Source organism: Brevibacillus brevis (assembly GCF_031583145.1).
In the GTDB taxonomy this organism is placed as follows: Bacteria; Bacillota; Bacilli; order Brevibacillales; family Brevibacillaceae; genus Brevibacillus; species Brevibacillus brevis_E.
The window spans coordinates 6,050,900-6,065,835 of sequence record NZ_CP134050.1 but is presented as its reverse complement, the minus strand read 5'-3'; the positions used below and the strand labels follow the sequence as shown (position 1 = coordinate 6,065,835).

The 14,936-nt window shown below is 55.0% G+C and carries 15 protein-coding genes; 9 read left to right on the top strand and 6 right to left on the bottom strand.

Annotated features, from left to right (window positions below; all coding sequences use genetic code 11):
- Positions 1 to 173: 173 nt before the first annotated feature.
- The 4 genes from RGB73_RS29715 to RGB73_RS29700 all read left to right on the top strand — a co-directional run bounded on the left by RGB73_RS29715 (position 174) and on the right by RGB73_RS29700 (position 2,565).
- Entirely contained in the window at positions 174 to 1,226 is a 1,053-nt protein-coding gene (locus RGB73_RS29715) for an LLM class flavin-dependent oxidoreductase (protein WP_310767470.1), read from the top strand.
- Between the two features lie 45 nt (positions 1,227 to 1,271).
- Positions 1,272 to 1,667 carry a hypothetical protein gene (locus tag RGB73_RS29710; RefSeq protein ID WP_310767467.1) on the top strand — a complete coding sequence of 132 codons (396 nt, stop codon included), beginning with the start codon at positions 1,272 to 1,274 and terminating at the stop codon, positions 1,665 to 1,667.
- 98 nt (positions 1,668 to 1,765) lie between these two features.
- Entirely contained in the window at positions 1,766 to 2,128 is a 363-nt protein-coding gene (locus RGB73_RS29705) for an ASCH domain-containing protein (protein ID WP_310767464.1), read from the top strand.
- 47 nt (positions 2,129 to 2,175) lie between these two features.
- Positions 2,176 to 2,565 (top strand): hypothetical protein, encoded by a 390-nt coding sequence (locus tag RGB73_RS29700; protein WP_310774608.1) that lies wholly within the window; start codon positions 2,176 to 2,178, stop codon positions 2,563 to 2,565.
- A 93-nt stretch (positions 2,566 to 2,658) separates the two neighbouring features.
- Here the strand turns inward: RGB73_RS29700 and RGB73_RS29695 are convergent, their stop codons facing one another.
- Together RGB73_RS29695 and RGB73_RS29690 are read right to left on the bottom strand one after the other, a co-directional pair.
- On the bottom strand, positions 2,659 to 3,231 hold the full coding sequence (locus tag RGB73_RS29695) for a DUF1697 domain-containing protein (protein WP_310767461.1): 573 nt from the start codon (positions 3,229 to 3,231) through the stop codon (positions 2,659 to 2,661).
- A gap of 4 nt (positions 3,232 to 3,235) precedes the next feature.
- Positions 3,236 to 3,685, bottom strand: a complete 450-nt coding sequence (locus RGB73_RS29690) for an SRPBCC family protein (RefSeq protein WP_310767458.1) — start codon at positions 3,683 to 3,685, stop codon at positions 3,236 to 3,238.
- Positions 3,686 to 3,919: 234 nt separating this feature from the next.
- On the opposite strand from RGB73_RS29690, the gene RGB73_RS29685 reads away from it, so the two are divergent.
- Positions 3,920 to 6,118, top strand: coding sequence for a DNA topoisomerase III (locus RGB73_RS29685; protein WP_310767455.1), 2,199 nt, complete (start codon positions 3,920 to 3,922; stop codon positions 6,116 to 6,118).
- A 67-nt stretch (positions 6,119 to 6,185) separates the two neighbouring features.
- On the opposite strand, the gene RGB73_RS29680 is transcribed toward RGB73_RS29685, so the two are convergent.
- Complete coding sequence (locus tag RGB73_RS29680; RefSeq protein WP_310767452.1) at positions 6,186 to 7,883, bottom strand: hypothetical protein; 1,698 nt, start codon at positions 7,881 to 7,883, stop codon at positions 6,186 to 6,188.
- Positions 7,884 to 8,050: 167 nt separating this feature from the next.
- On the opposite strand from RGB73_RS29680, the gene RGB73_RS29675 reads away from it, so the two are divergent.
- Together RGB73_RS29675 and RGB73_RS29670 are read left to right on the top strand one after the other, a co-directional pair.
- Positions 8,051 to 8,644, top strand: a complete 594-nt coding sequence (locus tag RGB73_RS29675; RefSeq protein ID WP_310767449.1) for a TetR/AcrR family transcriptional regulator — start codon at positions 8,051 to 8,053, stop codon at positions 8,642 to 8,644.
- Between the two features lie 181 nt (positions 8,645 to 8,825).
- On the top strand, positions 8,826 to 9,569 hold the full coding sequence (locus RGB73_RS29670; protein ID WP_310767446.1) for an SDR family oxidoreductase: 744 nt from the start codon (positions 8,826 to 8,828) through the stop codon (positions 9,567 to 9,569).
- A 54-nt stretch (positions 9,570 to 9,623) separates the two neighbouring features.
- On the opposite strand, the gene RGB73_RS29665 is transcribed toward RGB73_RS29670, so the two are convergent.
- On the bottom strand, positions 9,624 to 10,076 hold the full coding sequence (locus RGB73_RS29665; RefSeq protein ID WP_310767443.1) for a MarR family winged helix-turn-helix transcriptional regulator: 453 nt from the start codon (positions 10,074 to 10,076) through the stop codon (positions 9,624 to 9,626).
- 120 nt (positions 10,077 to 10,196) lie between these two features.
- Between RGB73_RS29665 and RGB73_RS29660 the strand changes: the two genes are divergently transcribed.
- A complete protein-coding gene (locus tag RGB73_RS29660; RefSeq protein ID WP_310767441.1) occupies positions 10,197 to 10,784 on the top strand; it encodes an NAD(P)H-dependent oxidoreductase in 588 nt (195 codons plus the stop codon).
- 69 nt (positions 10,785 to 10,853) lie between these two features.
- On the opposite strand, the gene RGB73_RS29655 is transcribed toward RGB73_RS29660, so the two are convergent.
- Together RGB73_RS29655 and RGB73_RS29650 are read right to left on the bottom strand one after the other, a co-directional pair.
- Complete coding sequence (locus RGB73_RS29655) at positions 10,854 to 11,633, bottom strand: isocitrate lyase/PEP mutase family protein (protein WP_310767439.1); 780 nt, start codon at positions 11,631 to 11,633, stop codon at positions 10,854 to 10,856.
- Positions 11,634 to 11,660: 27 nt separating this feature from the next.
- Complete coding sequence (locus tag RGB73_RS29650) at positions 11,661 to 12,920, bottom strand: MDR family MFS transporter (protein ID WP_310767436.1); 1,260 nt, start codon at positions 12,918 to 12,920, stop codon at positions 11,661 to 11,663.
- Between the two features lie 105 nt (positions 12,921 to 13,025).
- Between RGB73_RS29650 and RGB73_RS29645 the strand changes: the two genes are divergently transcribed.
- Entirely contained in the window at positions 13,026 to 14,852 is a 1,827-nt protein-coding gene (locus RGB73_RS29645; RefSeq protein ID WP_310767433.1) for an SgrR family transcriptional regulator, read from the top strand.
- Positions 14,853 to 14,936: the final 84 nt, after the last annotated feature.

Genomic DNA, 14,936 nt, shown 5'->3' with positions numbered 1-14,936 from the left:
GGGAGAATGCACCTTCGGGAGACTGGATCTTCTGATTGTAAGGCCAGGAAGAATGAAAGTAGTCCAGACTTGCAATTGTCCACGAAAAGTCTCAAAATAGAGATATTAGGTTTTGAAGAAATTAAAATGAGCACCATATACACTAGAATAAGGACAGAAAAGGGGAATCAACCGTGGAAATAGGTCTTAGCACATTCGTAGAAACAACGCCCGACGTAAAGACAGGGGAAGTGATCAGCCATGCCCAGCGTTTGCGCGAGGTGGTCGAGGAGATTGTCCTGGCCGATCAGGTCGGGTTGGATGTCTTTGGAGTAGGCGAGCACCATCGAAAGGATTATGCGGCTTCATCACCGGCGGTCGTACTTGCCGCCGCTGCCACCCAGACGAAACGGATCCGGCTGACGAGCGCGGTCACGGTGCTTTCTTCCGCCGACCCGGTGCGCGTCTTCCAGGATTTCGCGACGCTGGATGCGGTATCAAACGGACGGGCGGAAATCATGGCGGGCCGTGGCTCGTTTATCGAGTCGTTTCCGCTGTTCGGCTATGATTTGAACGACTACGACGAGCTGTTCGACGAGAAGCTGGAGCTGCTGCTGAAAATCTGCAAGTCGGAGAAAGTGACCTGGAGCGGCAAGCATCGGCCGGCCATTCACAATCTGGGGGTATATCCGCGTCCGGTGCAAGATCCTTTGCCCGTATGGATCGGCAGCGGGGGAACACCGCAATCGGCTATCCGGGCAGGGCTTTTGGGGCTTCCGCTCGTACTCGCGATCATCGGCGGAAGGCCGGTCCAGTTCGCAGCAATCGTCGAGCTCTACAAGAGAGCGGCGGCGCAGGCAGGGCACGACCCGGCAAAGCTGCGGGTCGCTTCGCATTCGCACGGCTTCGTCGCGGCGGATACGCAGACTGCGGCGGATCAATTTTTCCCTTCCACCCAGCAAGCGATGAACGTGCTGGGCCGTGAGCGCGGCTGGGGCCATTACGATCGGGCGAGCTTCGATGCCGCACGCAGCTTTGAAGGAGCGCTGTACGTCGGCGATCCGGAGACGGTCGCCCAGAAAATCATCCACCTGCGCAAACAGGTAGGCGTCACGCGATTTATGCTCCACGTACCAGTCGGGTCTATGCCTCATGAGCAAGTGATGAAGGCGATTGAACTGCTGGGCACAGAAGTGGCGCCGCGTGTGCGTGAGGAAATCGCCAGCTGGGAAGCTTCCCAGAAGTAAGGTCCTTGCCCATCAAACGCGAGCAGCAGGCGGTCCAGTGCTTCCTTGGCAAATGACACCGTGAGAGGAGCGCTTACTCCCTATGCCGGGTCAGGGAGCGGCTCTGATGTTTTCCGTCTGGATTTCCTTTATGATAGAGAAAATGAGGGGCTTGCCGCTTACACATTGCAACAGGTCGTTCTGTTGTCACAGAAGCGCGACAAGCTCGGTTCCAAAGGGATCACCGTGGATATCTTGTCGATCCACATGGGTTGCCGTTATCCTAATAGGTGCAATCGTTCCGAGTTGGCAGCCGAGGAGAATCTGCCGCCTGTTCAGAATCCGCAGCAGTGGACTGGAGAGCCAGGGACGCGGGTGCCGCATGTCTTCCTCGAGAGAAAGGGAGAAGAGATCTCCTCGCTGGCCCTGGTGCAGGCTTTTTCCGGGCTTCTACTTACGTGAGTAACAGCGGGAACGTGAATGACCGCCGGAACGAGCCATACCCGGAACGCAAGGCATCAGACGGAACATGAGAGAAGCCATGAAGGAGGGACTTCCGTATGCAAACGGAAAGAAACAACACCAATGATTTGCCGCCCAAAACCTGTACCATCGATCGGCTGATCACCCTGCCGGCCGACATCGAAAAAGTCCTGGCCGGACAAAAAACCGCCACCAGAAGAAACGGACGCTATGCGGACGTCGGGGAAATCATGAACCTGGGCGGGTACGAATTCGTGGTGGAAAAGGTGTACCGGCAGTCGCTAGGAGAACTGACGGACGCGGATGCCCAGCGAGAGGGATACGCCAATGTGGAGGAATACAAAAAGGCTATTCTCTCCATGCATCCAGGGATGCCATGGCTGCCCCACATGCAGGTCTGGGTCCATGAATTTGCCCCGGCTGCGAATCGTGAGTTGTGAGCGTTCTCTATAAATGCCTGCTCTACATCCACATCCTCAGCGCCATGATGTCCATCGGCCCGTTTTTTGTTCTGCTTCCCATGATGAAGAGGCTGCGGGGAGCTGAACTCGCCAAACAGCAGGCTTATCTGGAGACATTCAGGACCGCCACGCGTCTGGCGAAGCACATGGGGCATGTGCTTGTCATTTCCGGGATCGTGCTGGTCATGTGGGGGTCCTGGTCATGGAAGTCGTCGTGGATCGTGGCGACGGTGCTGATCATGTTCAGCTCGCTGTACTTTCTGGCTCGCGCCTTTTCGCCGAAAATCCGGAGGTTTCATGAACCGGGTGCAGACCAGGAGAAGCTGGTGCGGGAGCTCACCCGTTCGATCTGGATTTATTTGATTCTGCTGCTTGCGATGCTGTGGTTTATGGTGGTAAAGCCCGAAGTGTGGTAGTCCAATCGGCCTATCGCACGCGAGCAATTTCACCACCGAGCAAAATAAGAAGAAGGCAGTCACCGTCACTGCGACGGCCTGCCTTCTTTTTTGTTACGCCTCCATCTCGCGGGTCATGGCCGCGAGCTTGCTCATCGTATTCCAGTTCCGCACGGTAGCGGGCACGCCGAGCTTTGCCAGGTTGGCGGACAGCTTGGCATCCCGCACGCTCTGGCGGAACAGCAGATACACATCGCGTCCCGCGATCTCGTACAGGTCGTTTCCGTTTTCGGCGGCTGCCAGCTTGTCTACACCGGATGGCGGCGGGGCTTCTGGCAGCAGCGCAACGTAGAGGCTTTCGCCCACAGCGGAGGCAGCCGCTTCTTCGATGAGCTCGTCCGAGAAAGGGCAATTCTCGACGATCCGCTGCAGCTCCTCGGCCGTCCGCAACACGACGGTGAGAGTGATGCCAAACGAGGATGCAATCTCTTCCTCCATCCGCTTGCGCAGCGTATCTTCGTCGTCTTCCGATACAAAGAGGACGTTGCCGCTCTGGATGTACGTTTTTACCCGGAAAAGCCCGATGTTTTCAAGCGCCGACCTGAGCTCGGCCATCTTGATCTTGTTTTTGCCGCCCACGTTGATTCCGCGAAGCAGCGCAATGTAAACGGTTTTGCTATTCGCCACGTGATCACCAACCGAAGTCTAATGTCTTGCCTGTCTCCACGTACGTTTTGATGCTGCTCATGATAAAATGCCAGCTTTCCTTGGTACGCTCGTAGGAAGGGTGGTTTTCCGGCCACTGGTCGTTTACCAGGGTGAGCTTCGTGCATTTCCCTACGGTTTCCAGTGTAGCCGTCACTCTCGTTTCCAATTCGGCGTGATTTTCCGCGTAAGAAGGTCCCGGGTGCTCCGTATAGCTCATCAGGCGGTACGGCTCGAAAGCCAGGATGTTGCCATATACGTGGACCGTCTCGTCACCGTCATTGCCTGGACCCACGTACGCATAAGGGGCTCCGACCTTGAATGTCGATTGCAGGACGGAACCGTAAAAAATAGCCTTCGTTCCCTCCGGCGAAACAAGGGCGTTCCACACCTGCTCCGGCGTGCCATCGATATAAGTCACATACTTGAGTTCCATGGAAAATCCTCCGTTTCATTGGGAAAATTGGTGAGAGGGAATGTAACCTTTTTCCATTATAGACGGAAAGCGGGGACGAGTATTGTAAAAACGCGACAATCCGCGGGAAATCCGGCCGGAAGGGACAGCGAGGAAAGGCAAAGCCCTCATTTGGACTGTCCCCTTCAGACGTTTTTTGTTTAGAATGGTACTATTGGATGGACCGCAGCTGGTTGGAAAGGGTGTAAGAAAAAAATGAGCAAAACACTGGTGCTGGCTGAGAAGCCTTCCGTCGGACGCGACATCGCGAAGGTCTTGCAATGCCACAAAAAAGGAAACGGTTATTTTGAAGGCGATACATATATCGTGACATGGGCCTTGGGGCATCTGGTGACGCTGGCCGACCCCGAGGCGTACGGACAGCAATACAGCTCCTGGCGAATCGAGGATTTGCCGATCATGCCTTCGCCGCTGAAGCTGGTGGTCATCAAGGAAAGCAACCGGCAGTTCCAGGCCGTGAAGCAGCAGATGAGGCGCAGCGACGTCAAAGAAATCGTGATTGCGACAGATGCGGGGCGCGAAGGAGAGCTGGTGGCCCGCTGGATCATCGAGATGGTCCATGTCAGCAAGCCGATCAAGCGGCTCTGGATCTCGTCGGTGACGGACAAAGCGATTCGGGACGGGTTTCGCAATCTGAAGGACGGCAAGGCTTATGAGTCTTTGTACGCCTCCGCCGCCGCCCGTGCGGAAGCAGACTGGCTGGTGGGGATCAATGCTACCCGGGCCCTGACGTGCAAATACAACGCCCAATTGTCTTGCGGACGGGTCCAGACTCCGACGCTGGCGATCGTGGCCAAACGGGAAGAAGAAATCCGCCAGTTCACGCCGAAGCCGTATTACGGACTGACCGCCGTAGCGGAGGGCCCGATCCAGCTGCAGTGGCAGGATCAGCAGACGAAGGACGTCAAAACCTTTTCCAAGGAAAAGGCGGACCAGCTCCTGGCATCGTTGAAAAAAGAAGCAGCGGCGGAAGTGGTCGAGGTGAAGTGGGCTCACAAAAAGGCGTTTGCCCCGCAGCTGTACGACCTCACCGAGCTGCAGCGGGAGGCGAACAAGCGGTACGGCTTTTCCGCGAAGGAGACGCTCTCCATCATGCAGAGCCTCTACGAGCACCACAAAGTCGTCACGTACCCGCGGACCGATTCGCGCTATCTGTCTTCGGATATTGTGGAGACGTTGGCGGATCGGGTAAAGGCCGTGCAGATGAAGCCGTATGCGCCCCATGCCGCGAAAATCTTGCGCAGTCCGATCAAAGCAAGCAAAGCGTTCGTCGACGACAGCAAGGTGTCCGATCACCACGCGATCATCCCGACAGAGCAGTCCGTGCTGCTCAGCGATCTGAGCGACAAGGAACGGAAAATATTCGACCTGGTCGTGAAGCGGTTTTTGGCTGTTCTGTTCCCTCCCTTCGAGTACGAGCAAGTCACCATCCAGGCGAAACTGGGCAAGGAGCTGTTCATCGCCAGAGGAAAAACCGTGCTTTCACAAGGCTGGAGAGAGGTGTACGGACATGTGGAGGAAGACGAGGACGCGACGGATGGCGTAGCGGACCAGCTCCTGCCAGCCGTGGAAAAGGGAAACCGCCTGCGCGTCACTGCCGTATCCCAGACCAAGGGAGAGACGAAGCCGCCGGAGCCGTTTACCGAAGCCAGCTTGCTGTCGGCCATGGAAAATCCCGCGAAATACATGGCGAGCGAGAGCAAGGAGCTGATCAAAACCATCGGAGAAACGGGAGGTCTCGGGACGGTGGCGACCCGCGCCGATATTATCGAGAAGCTGTTTAACAGCTTTTTGTTCGAAAAGCGCGGAAAGCACATCTTCGTGACAGCAAAAGGCAAGCAGCTCCTCGAGCTCGTTCCCGATGAAATGCAGTCTCCTACCTTGACCGCCCAGTGGGAGCAAAAGCTGGGGGCTATTGCCAAAGGAAGTCTGAACAAGCAGGCGTTTATCGGCGAAATGAAGAACTACGCCAAAACGGTCGTCCAACAGATCAAAAACAGCGAAAAGACGTTCCGTCACGACAACCTGACCCGCAGCAGATGTCCAGAGTGCAACAAGTTCCTTTTGGAGGTCAACGGGAAGCGGGGCAAAATGCTGGTGTGCCAGGACCGGGAGTGCGGCTATCGCAAAGGCATTTCCCGGCAGACCAATGCCAGATGCCCGCAATGCCACAAAAGGCTGGAGCTGCGTGGGGAAGGCGAAAAGCAAATGTTCGTCTGCGTCTGCGGCCACAGGGAGAAGCTGAGCACCTTCCAGGAACGCCGGAACAAGGAAAAGGGCAGCAAGGTGTCCAAGAGAGAAGTCGCGCAGTATTTGAAAGGACAGGATAAAGAGTCGGATGGAATCAACTCGGCCCTGAAGGATGCGCTTGCCAAGCTCAAGCTTGACGAGTAACGCAGCCGCCCTGATAGGAAGACCCGGAATGCCGCGATGAACGATGGCGTTCCGGGTCTTTCGCCGTTCAGGTAGACAAGTAGTACTGCTGAATTTCCTCCAGCGTTTTTTGGGAGGGCTGGATAAACTCCCGGTCCCAGTCTTCCGGAGGAGAATCGATGGAGATGCCTTTCTCGTTCAGCAAGCGGAACAGCTGGTCGTCGGCCTGGCTGGGAATCCACCATGTATAGAGCGGATTGGTTTTCCGCTTGACGAGGGTTTCGAAGAAAAATTTCAAATAAGCAGCCGTAGACAAGGTGCCGTAGTTCACTTCATGCTCCGGCTCGGGGATCGGATACTCTTTTGGATAGCGGAAAGGACCGTGGTTGATGACGATGCCGAGGAATCCGACCGGCGGGATGTTGTTTCCGTATCCGGGAATGGTGAAGGGCAAGTCCGCGGCAAAATGGACGCGGATGATGACGGAGTTGATAAACTGCTGCTCCAGCTCGTCTTCTTTGTCCCAGAGCCCGAGTTCTCGCGCCATCTTGTCCCAATACACAATGGACGTGTTGTGGGCGTACCAGAAAGCGGAAGCCATACGCTCGAAGGTCCGCTGGAATTCCTCGTCCTCCTCATCGTTGAACGGATTGATCAGATCGTAAAGCCTGAAGGTGCCGTGCGTCTGACGAAAGTTTTGCCCGAGGGCGAGAAAATCGATCAGGCGCTGGATGCGGGGCTCCGGGCTGGTTAGCTGGCTGGCAAACAGTTGAGCGGCTTCCGCGAGATCGCTGGTGAAATTGCCGTTGACGAAATCCCAGTAGTTGATGTGACCTGACTCGTAGCGTTCGTGGCTGACGCGGAGGCTGTCGATTTCCCAATCGGCAAACGTGGTGACATCGTTTCCGAAATAGAGCTCGAAGGGCAAGATTTCCTCCAGAAAGCTGAAGTGATAGGGACTTACCTGCTGAAACCACGTCTTGATGTAGTCCAAGCGGACGGGGGGAGGGATGATGCCCGCCCTCTTGATGAGCATGGCCTCTTCAATCGTGGAGGTGAATTCCTGGAGCGAGGAAGCTGCCGCCACAAAAGGGGCAGGGGATGCCGGAAAGTCCGCCCCATTCGCGTCGTTGTCGTATTGAATGATCAAATGCGCAGAGAAGGTAACTGCCTGTGTCGATGCTTCGAGCTGATCCCATCGGTGATTGGCGGGGTCGCCTGTTGCTCCGATTATCGTGATGGGGCGGGTCGCTTCGCCGCAAAGGGATAGCGTTCCGGAATCGCGAACGACGATTTTGCGGTTTCCGCGGACATTGAGGGTCGTACCTGCTTCCACGGTCACACTGCAGCCCGCAGAAATGATCACATCGTCCGGTCCGAGCAGATAGGGACCGGTATCGGCAGATAGCCTGAGAGATCCGGAGACGGTACCCGACAAGCGGGTGTACTTGTCCACAAACAGCTGGCAGAGGTGAGTGGGATCCGGATCAGGGCCGATCATCAGCTTGATAAAGTAGCATCCTTCCCGAGAAGGAAAGAAGCGCATAATCAGGGGCGAGCCGGCTGTAAAGGCAGAGCGTTCAAGCCGAGTGCCATATTGGTCGTAAACTTCCACACAGGAGGATGGGTGTGTCAAATTGTTGATGTGGATTTCAATGGCATCGGCGGCAGTGAGTGTGATCTTGTACCATTCATCATGTGGATTCTCGGACGGCGTCGCTTTGGAAATGCGTCGTTCGGTCAGCAGAGGGGTTGCGAGGGATAGAATATTCGATGGGACCATCATTTGAATCTCCTATCGGAAAAATTTGGGGAAATATGTCTATTCAAAATATAACGAAGAAGATCTGGATTAGACAAGCATTTGATTTGAGCGCTGACAGTTTTCCAACTATGTTTTTTATCCGGTGAGAAAATGAGGTATGATGAGAGGGAGAAAAAAGGGGGAAAGGCATGCCTATGGGTCACGATGCGCCATTGACAAAAGAAATGATACTGGATGCGGCGGAACAGGTGCTCAGACGTTTTGGCCCGGAAAAAACCTCCGTGGTCGACATAGCCAAGGCGCTGCAGGTCAGCCACGGAACGGTGTACCGACACTTCCCGAGCAAGGCTGCCTTGCGGGAGGCTGTCACGGAAAGGTGGCTGGTCGGTTGTATCTCCGCCCCGTTAGAGAAGATCGTAAGCGAAGGAAAAGGCAGCGCGACGGAACGTTTGCGCTTGTGGCTGGACACGCTCCGAAAGTCGAAGCGGGATTATTTCACTCGGGACACGGAGATGTTTGCCATGTATGCGGCCGAAACGCAGGAATCGGTGGAGACGGTAAAGGCCCATGTCAATCACTTGATTCAACAGATAGCGACGATCGTGGAGCAAGGAATCCAGTCGAATGAGTTTAAGCCCGGTCAACCGGAGGTCATAGCAAAGGCCATTTTCATGGCGACCTCGCGCTTCCACCATCCTGCACATGCCAATCAGTGGCTCGCCGAGGACGAAGAGGAAACCTTCCAGGCGGTATGGGAGCTGCTTTTGAGAGGGCTGGTATAATCGTATAATTGTTGGGCAGCCTGCCTTTTGGAGATAAAAACCTTTCTGACGAACCGATTCAGAAAGGTTTTTTCTGTCTTCGCGAAAACAAATGACAAAAAATAAAAATTGTCATTTGATGATTGTAATTTGAGGCAGTATAATAGCCATAAGCAAATAAAAAAAACGGGGTGGGACATTTATGGAAAAGAAGCTGGCAGGTAAAGTGGCGTTGGTGACAGGGGCATCTCGGGGGATCGGGCAAAAAATAGCGCAGGAGCTGGCTTTGCAAGGAGCCAGGGTGGTTGTAAACTACGCGAGCAGCTCCAGAAGAGCGGAGGAAGTCGTTTCCGAAATCAGGAAAAATGGCGGAGAGGCGCTTGCGATTCAAGCGGACGTCAGCAAAGTGGGAGAGGTAGAGCATTTGTTTGAGAAAACGCTGGAGGCATTTGGCCGCATCGACATCTTGGTCAATAATGCCGGGGTAATGATTACCAAGCCGATTGCCGAAATGACGGAGGAGGATTTTGACCAGCTGTTCGCCATCAACGTCAAAGGGACGTACTTCGCCTGCCAACAGGCAGCTCTCCATATGAGTGAGAAGGGAAGAATCATCAACTTCTCCACGTCTGTCGCAGGGCAAATGTTCCCGGGTTACAGCGTGTACGCGGCGACAAAGGGAGCGGTCGAGCAGATTACTCGCCAGCTGGCGAAAGAGCTCGTACCAAAAGGGATCACCATCAACGCCGTTGCTCCCGGACCGGTGAATACCGAGCTCTTCACCGCAGACAAAACGGAGGAGCAGATCAGGGCAGTCGGTTCGATGAACTCGTTCGGCAGGCTGGCTGAGCCCGAGGACATTTCGCAGGTCGTTCTGTTCCTAGCAGGCGCTGAGTCCCAGTGGGTCACAGGGCAGACTCTTCGCGTCAACGGCGGGTTCATTTAAATCGCCTGGAAACGAAAAAAAGGAATTGCACATGTGCAGTTCCTTTTTTTTGCGCTATTTGCCGGAGCTGCGTGAATCCGTATAAAACACTTTCGCGTGAAGCAAATCCAGCGCTTCCTCAATCAACCCCAGCTCTTGTGGGGTCGCTTCATGGATTCGCTCGGTAAAGCGCTCTTGTATCCGTAAAAAGACTTCGTCCATTATGTCCTGGCCTGCTTTCGACAGGCGAATGTACTGCTTGCGCTGGTCTTCGGCACCGGTTGATTTTTCGCACAGGTTTTTCTCCGTCAGCTTCCTGATTTCACGGCTCGTATTGGGCAGGGACATGTGCTGGCAATCGCTGATTTGGCTGAGGGTGACAGGCTGATGAACCGCGATGTACTCCAAAATGCTGTACTGAACCGGCGTAACCGTGGCTGGCTTCACTTCTTTGGTTAATTCATGCTTGATTTGATGGACCGCGCTGGTGAACATCACGAATTTCTGGAACAAGGCTTCTTTGTCCACGAAGATCACCTCTTATCCGTAACGATAACAAACTGGTTATCACTTAACAATTATCATTTGACAACATTTTTGGAGCGTGCTAGATTTTTGTTATCAAATGATAATTAACGGAGTGAGAAAATGAAACTGCTGATTGTGTATACGCATCCGAATCACCAGAGCCTCAGCTACGCGTTTTTGCAGAAGGTGCTGGAAGGAAGCGGGGAAAACCCGAATATCCAGGAAGTGCAGGTACTCGATTTGTACGCGGAGTCGTTCCATCCGGTTCTTGAATTCAACGAGCACAAGCGAAGGAGAGACATGCACATCGATCCCCGGCTGGAGAAGTACCGCCAGCAAATTCGCTGGGCGGACAAACTCGTTTTTGTGTACCCGATCTGGTGGGGACGCCCGCCTGCGATGCTGCTCGGGTATATCGACCAGATGTTTGCGGCCGGATTCGCCTACCGGGACAAGGACGGGCTTTTTCCGGAAGGGCTGCTCGCGGGCAAGTCGGTCGTCTGCATTTCCACGATGAAGGGACCGACGCATTATCCCCTGTTCTGGTTGAACAACGCGCACAAGGTGCTGATGAAGAGAGCGCTGTTTCAATTTGTGGGGATGAAGAAAGTGAAGTTCTTCGAGTTTGGCAGCATGGAGAGTCCAAAGGGGAGGCATGCGCAGAAGCTGGATCGGGTCTATCGGTATTTCCAGACAATTGCGCAGTAGCAGGGCTAAGGATTGTGTGGAAAAGAAAAGAGCCGCCTTCCCAGCAAGGAAGGCGGCTTATCGCGTAGCTCATGAACCGGTCGTCTCGTATAAAGACCGAGTGTCTGTCGTTTCAAACAAATGGGTCGCAGTGTTTTCCAGATCAGCGGCCATCTTGTCATACAGCGCATTGCCAAAGCTGAGCCGTCTGACTCCCCATTCGCGAAGCAGCTTGCCATTCGTCAGCCCCGGAAGAGAGAGGACGTTCAGCGGCGCAGCCACCTGGGTTGCAATGGCCCGAATGTCTGATTCGCTCGTGACACCGGGGACGAAGATGCCGCTTGCTCCGCTCTCCACATAGATATTTCCCCGCTCGATCGTTTCCGTTAGCGGATTCTCTTTTTGGAAGTACGTATCGATTCGGGCGTTGATGTAAAAATCGTGAAAGCCACGGTTATCGAGCGCTGTTCTGATCTGCCGGAGAAGGAGGCCGTGCTCCGCCGCATCCCGCAAGCCTTCTTGATGCTTGAGCGAATCCTCGAGATTGATGCCTGCGACTCCCACATCCGCTGTCCGCAATACGTTTTCGACGATCGCTCGGGCACTTTCTCCGTAGCCCGCCTCGATATCAGCAGACACCGGAATCTGCACATGTCTGACGATGCTTCGGATGATGGCCAGATGCAGGTCAAAATCGATCTTTTCTCCATCGGTAAAGCCTTGCGCGTGCGCAATTCCCCAACTGGTCGTTCCGATGGCGCGAAAACCGCCTTTTTCCAGCGCACGTGCGGAGGGGATGTCCCAGGCGTTGCCCAGGAACAATAGGTCGTCTGCATGATGAAGTGTGTGAAATTGTTGAATGGCTGTCATGAACAACACTCCTCGTTTTCGTATCATTTAGCTCTTCGTCAGCTCCATGCCTTGGCAAATCTGGCCGGCATCACTGCGTCCAAGGCGCCGCTCCCACAGCAGCTGCCCGCGGTGGAAAAACGGATAGGCGAGAAAAGTGAGCAGCATCAGGATGGCGAAGATGGTGGGGCCTTGGCTAAAGCCCAGGGTGTTCAGCAGAATTCCGCCAAACCAGGCGCAGACGCTCTGGCCAATAAAAGCAAACCCGCTGGCTCCATAGTAGGCGCCGCGCAAATGGCTGGGCGCAATTTCTCCGATCAGCACGTCACCGATCACAAAGCTGAGCACTTCGCCGGCGGTAAACACGACCATCGACAGCGCAAGCAACGCCAGATTGTCGAATAACCCGAATCCGAACAGTCCCAATCCGAACAGCAGGCAGCCGGCCTTTAGAGCGGTCAGGGAAGAAAAACGCTTCATCAGCTTGGCTAGCGGGTATTGCAGGACCACGACGGAGAGCGTGTTGACAATAAAGAGCAGCGAGTATGCTTCGATACGGTCGTGTCCGATGTACTGCGACAAGGTCGTATCGAGGTGGGAGTAGGCGCCAGCCAAAAAGACGTTGCCTACCAGAAAATAAAGGAACACTTTATCGGTAAACACGATTCGCACCATTTGCCCCATCGGTGTGATTTCGGACTTCTCCGGAACCGTGTGCTTGAAAGCAAGCATGAGAATGACCAGGACCGCGGCGTAGGCAGCGAAAATGGCGGCGCTGACGAAAAACGGCAGGAGCGAGGCCGTGCTGCCGGCTCCCAGCTTCAGCCCCATCAACGGTCCGATGGCGCCGCCGATATTGATTGCGAAGTACCGCGCGTGAAAAGCGTCGGAGCGCCGCTCTGGAGGCGTCACGTCCGCCAGCAGGGCACGGGCTGTCGGTTCGAAGATGCTGCGGAACAGGCCGTTGAGGGAGCTCATGAGAAAGAACTGCCAGACTTCCTCGGCAAAAGCAAAGCCAAGCAGGGTCAGGCTCCAGGCGGCCATCGCCGTGATCATGACCGGGTATCGGCCCAAGCGATCGGACAGCGCACCACCGAGAAAGCTGCACAGTGTCCCTACCAAAAAGCTGGCTGCCAGGATGGCCCCGACCGTAGCGGGGTCAACTCCCTTGACTTTGCCCAAGTAGATGCCCAAAAACGGAATCACCATAAAAAATCCGGTGCGCGAAAGAAATGTACCGATAATGACGCCCCAGGCGACTGGATGGAAATGTGCCCAGGTGCGGAGCTTTTGCAACAAGACGTTCATTCGTTTCCCTCCTCTTTCCTTTGAGTATAGCTATCTGAAAAGGGTTAAAAAGGGTATGATTTGAATAAGACTGTTCACCTTTTTTCAGAGTGAGGAGGGGCATGTATGATGACGGTTTTGCATTTTTTGGAGCTCCGTTCCTTTTTCCGCGACCAGAAGGCCCATGCGCCTTTTCCCGTTACCGTAGAGCGTCTCACCGGCATCTGGCATTGCACGACGAGGTATGCCAAAGTCATCATCCGAAGGCTATCCGAGCTGGGCTGGATCGACTGGCAGTCAGGGCGCGGACGCGGGCATTCTTCGGTTTTAACGTTGCTCGCCGATTCGGAGGAAATGCTGCTTCAAGAGGTGAGGACCAAGCTGGAGCAGGGAGATGTCAGCGAAGCCATGGAGTGGTTGAACCGGTTTGGCGACACTACAGTCAAAAACCGCATCATGGACTGGCTGTCGGAAGGCATGGGCTTTACGACGCAGACCGTTTCGGATCGGCTCGAGGACACGCTGCGGCTTCCCGTATACCGCGGCATCGTGACGCTGGACCCGGCCATGACTTATTACACGTTTGACGCCCAGATCGCAGGGCAGTTGTTTGATACATTGGTCGAGTACGATCATGAGCGAGGCGTGATCACACCCGGCATTGCGCATTCCTGGGAGATCAGCGGGGACGGGCGGGAATGGACCTTTCATTTGAAAAAGAGCATCCTGTTCCATCACGGACGAGAGCTGACTGCTCATGACGTCGTATTTTCCCTCGATCGCATCCGCTTGCACCCGGAGAGGTTCGAGTCGAGCTGGATGTATCGGGACATCGTCCATACCGAGGCGCTTGACCATAAAACAGTGCGGGTGCGGCTCGCTGAACCGAATTCGCTGTTTTTGCGCTTTCTGTCTACCGTTCCTGCGAGTATCGTGCCCGCCGACATCGTCCAATCCGGCGAAGCGGAATTTGCGCGGAAGCCGGTAGGCACCGGTCCGTTTCGAATCAGCCGGTTTGAGGATGGAATTTGCGTCCTGGAAGCTTTTATCGGTCACTTTCGGGGAAGGCCGCAGCTCGATCGGGTCGAGGTGCTGATCCTGCCGGATGTCGAGCCCGGACGGCTTAAGGAACCGGACTGGACATCGGTCTTGACCTCTTACGGAGATCCTTCCCGGGCGCAGCTGGAGACTATTCTCCGTGCAAACGGCGAGTGGAACGATACGGAGATGCTGTACGCCTGCTGCAATCTGCTCGTCTTTCACCAGTGGAAAGACGGTCCGCAAAATCATCCGAAGTTTCGGGAAGCGCTGTACCATATTTTGGATCGGGAGCAGTTGATTGCGGATTTGGGCGGAGACCGCACTGTTCCGGCGAGAGGCTTCCGTCCGCATCCAGACGAGATCGCCCATGAAAAAAGTCGCCTGACCCGTTCTGAAATCATGGCGATGCTGAAGGAGAGCGGCTACCAAGGGGAAGTATTCCGGGTCGCCTCCAACCCGTATCACAAGGAAGACGCCGAGTGGATTCGTGCCCGATGCGAGTCGTACGGCATCAACATCACCATGGATGTGAAGCCGATAGATGAGTTGACGGACTACGCGGATTGGCAGCAGTACGACTGCCGGCTGTTTGGAAACGTCTTTACCGGCGACGAAGTGTGCGAGCTGGAGATGTATTTGCAGAAAAACTACTTCCTCGCCGCGTTCGATCCGCAGACAGCACAGGCAGTGAACAATGCGGCAGAGGCGATCTTCCGCGAGCCGGAAGCAGGCAGGCGCCAGCAGCTGCTCGAGGAGCTGGAAGATCTGATGCGGCAGACCCGCTCGATCCTGTACCTCGTCCATAAAAAGAGCAATGCGTCTTTTCACCAGTCGGTGCGGGGGGTCACGCTCAATCCGTCAGGCTGGCTGGACTTCGATAAAATCTGGTTTCACCCCCAAACGACACCGTAACGGGACTGCCTGTGTTGATCGGGCAAAGAGCGGCCTTCGCCATAGAGGCCGCTTTTTTGTTTGGGAAAAAAGCTGGGTCGAGAA